Genomic DNA, 2519 nt, shown 5'->3' with positions numbered 1-2519 from the left:
CGCGCCCCGCGGGGGCGGGCGCCGCGGCCTGACGGTGTCCAGGCGGCTGCGGTCAGCCGGAAGCGAAGCCGGCAGATCACCGCGTCGGTGTACCGGCGCAGGGCGTGCGCCATGACGGCGCCGCGTGGGTTCTGCGGGAGGCGCTGCCACACGTGGGTCGGCTCGGTCTCCGGGATGAGGACCGTGATCCGTGTGCCGGGGCACTCCTGCGCGGTCTTGCGGACGTACGCGGCGACGGGGCGGCCCAGTGCCCGGTGGGCGGGCGGGATGCGTTTGGCGCAACGCGCAGGCACGCGCCCTGCGTCGCGGCGTCGATCGTTCGGACAACGGGCGGCAGGACACGACGGACGCGGGAGTACGGGGCTGCCCGCGCTCAGACCGCGCGCCTCGCCAGACGCAGTATGTCGATAACATCCGGGGGAACACTGTCCGGGCTGCCATCCCGCTCCCGCTTCGCCACCTCGATGGAGAGTGCCGCGGCCACCACGCCGAGATGGCTGAAGCCCTGCGGGAAGTTCCCCAGTTGCTCGCCCGACGCCGGGTCGAACTCCTCCGCGAGCAGACCGAGGTCGTTCCCCGAACGGAGTACCGTGGCAAGACGCGCCTCCGCGTCGTCGATGCGTCCGGTGTACGCCAGCGCACTGGCCATCCACGTCGTGCAGAAGAGGAAACTCCCCTCATGGCCGGCCAGCCCATCGGCGTCGAGATAGCGGTACACGTGTCCCTCCCTCGTCAGCTCGGCTTCGATCCGCTCGAGCGTGGCACCGATCCTCGGGTCGCCGCGCGGAAGGAATCCCCGCAGGATCACCTGGAGGGCTGAGGCGTCGAGCGCTTCGCCGTCGAAATGCTGGACGAACGCCCCGGTCCGCTCATCCACGCCGCGGGTCTCGATTTCCTCGCGCATCTCCTCCCGCACTCGCGCCCACCGGCCGCGCAGCTCCGGGTCCTTGTTCATTTGCGGGTAGCGGTCGAGCATGCGTATGCCGGAGTCGACGGCCACCCAGGCCATGAGCTTCGAGAACACGAAGTGGCGCCGTCCCGAGCGGAACTCCCAGATACCCTCGTCCGGCTCCCGCCATCGGGCGATGTTCAGTTCGACGACGTCGTGCACGAATCCGGCCCGCTCCGGCCGGATCTTGTCGCCGCGCAGCCGCAGCGCGAAGTTCAGTGCGAGCAGCAGTTCGCCGTACACGTCCAACTGGAACTGCCTCCATGCCTCGTTGCCCACCCGAACGGGACGGGAGCCCCGGTAGCCGCCGAGATGGTCCAGGCAGGTCTCGTGCAGGGCCCTGTCCCCGGAGATGCCGTACATCGTCCGCAGTTCCTTCGCACTGCCGGTGGTGGTTTCCAGCAGCCAGTCGGCGAAGTGGCGCGCCTCATCCGCGTAGCCGGTGGCGGCGAGGGTGGCGAGTACGGCCGTGGCATCACGGAGCCATGTGTACCGGTAGTCCCAGTTGCGCTCACCGCCGATCTCCTCCGGCAGCGAGGTCGTGGGCGCGGCGATCACGGCCCCGGTGTCGGCGTAGACGAGCCCTTTCAGCACCAGCAGACTGCGCACCACCGCCTCCCGGTGCGCGCCCCGGTAGGTGCACCGGGCAGCCCACGCACGCCAGTACGCCACCGTCGCCTCGACACGCTCGGCCAGCTCCCGGGCACTCAGGGGGTCCGGCTCGGGCTCGCCGGCTCGCAGCCGGGTGAGGACGACGTCCGCGTCCGATCCGGCGGTGACGGTCGCGTGCGACACGAAGCCGTGGTGCCACGTGCCCTCGGTCGAGGGCTCCAGCGGGCCCAGATCGCTCCGCAGCAGCAGCACTTCCCGGCCGCCGGAGGCCCGCAGGGCTCCGCCCGGAACAGGCGTGAAGGACGCCTGGGACAGTGCGTAGTCGAAGGCGGGGAAGAACTCCAGGGTGAGGCCGACCGAGCCCGACACGCCGTGCACGTGCCGCTGGAGTACGTGCCCCGGCGGCTTGCGGGCCGGGTGGCCGGGCCGTGCCGGGTCCGCGTACACGGGCAGGCAGTCGGTGACCGTCACGACGCCGTCCGACGTACGGAATGTGGTCTCCAGGACGTTGGTGTCGGGGAGATAGCACCGTGTCGACGTGTACGCGTCCGTTGTGGGGGCGATACGGAAGTAACCCCCGCGTTCCCGGTCGAGGATCCGCGCGAAAACGGAAGGCCCGTCGAATCTGTGGAAGCAGGCCCACTCCACCGACGCGTCGCGTCCGACGAGTGCCAGCGAGTGCCCGTCACTGAGAAAAGCAAAATCGGAGATGGGTGGGAATCCCTCGGCGCTCATGGATGCGTTCACGCTCGATCCCGGCCCGCTCGGGGGAACGTCCACTGTGGCCGGGCCGTCCGTCGTGTCCTCAGCCTACGCCTGTGCCATGGGCCCGCAATCCGGGCCGCACACGCCCCGGAGAGCGCATCGTCGCGCGTCGACGGCAACCTCCGCTCGCTCGCGAGCGGTGTCACAGGTGTGGACCCCCGGGGCCCGCACGGTGGCGGGCCCGGCGGGCCGG

Annotated in this window: 1 protein-coding gene and 1 pseudogene; both read right to left on the bottom strand. The window is 70.7% G+C overall.

Features of this window, described 5'->3' with window-relative positions; genetic code table 11:
• A pseudogene (locus ACFWI9_RS14210) lies at positions 1-257 on the bottom strand (amino acid permease); the annotation flags it as partial.
• A gap of 116 nt (positions 258-373) precedes the next feature.
• Positions 374-2308: a glycoside hydrolase family 15 protein gene (locus ACFWI9_RS14205; protein ID WP_387161779.1), complete on the bottom strand. Its 1935-nt coding sequence runs from the start codon at positions 2306-2308 to the stop codon at positions 374-376.
• Between the last annotated feature and the right edge of the window lie 211 nt (positions 2309-2519).

Source organism: Streptomyces sp. NPDC127084, assembly GCF_042724175.1.
In the GTDB taxonomy this organism is placed as follows: domain Bacteria; phylum Actinomycetota; class Actinomycetes; order Streptomycetales; family Streptomycetaceae; genus Streptomyces.
This window is presented reverse-complemented; position numbering and strand designations above follow the sequence as displayed.